This window comes from Sphingobium sp. (genome assembly GCF_041987595.1).
Classification (GTDB): Bacteria; Pseudomonadota; Alphaproteobacteria; order Sphingomonadales; family Sphingomonadaceae; genus Sphingobium.
Window position 1 is genome coordinate 1 of the sequence record NZ_JBHIWJ010000256.1, and the last position, 517, is coordinate 517.

Genomic DNA, 517 nt, shown 5'->3' on the forward strand with positions numbered 1-517 from the left:
CCAGCGTGAAGGGCTCGGCACGAGCAGTGGCAGCGCAGTTCTTGCGGAAATACTCGAGCAGCAGCAGGCGGTCCAGCCCCGTTTCGCGAACCGGCGGGACGGATACCGTGAACACCGACAGGCGATGATAGAGGTCGGGACGAAAGCGTCCGGTCTTCATCTCCTGGCGCAAGTCGCGGTTGGTGGCGGTGATGATCCGCGCTGTCGAAATGCGGGTATGGGTTTCGCCAACCCGCTGGTATTCGCCGTTTTCAAGAACGCGCAACAGCTTCGGTTGCAAATCCAGGGGAAGTTCGCCGATTTCGTCGAGGAACAGCGTGCCGCTGTCGGCGTCTTCAAAATAGCCTGCCTTGGCCGTCTGGGCGCCGGTAAAAGCACCTTTGGCATAGCCGAACAGGGTTGGTTCGAGCAGGGAGGGAGAGATGGCCGCACAGTTGAGTGCCAGGAACGGTTTGGCGTGGCGTTCGGTCAGACGGTGTAAATAGTGGCTGGCGACGATGTCCTTGCCGCTGCCGGA

General features: G+C 60.9%; 1 protein-coding gene. It reads right to left on the reverse strand.

Going from position 1 to position 517, the window contains the following annotated elements:
* Positions 1–517: sigma 54-interacting transcriptional regulator (locus ACFC3J_RS23045; RefSeq protein ID WP_375198224.1), on the reverse strand; the 517-nt coding region annotated here is incomplete at both ends.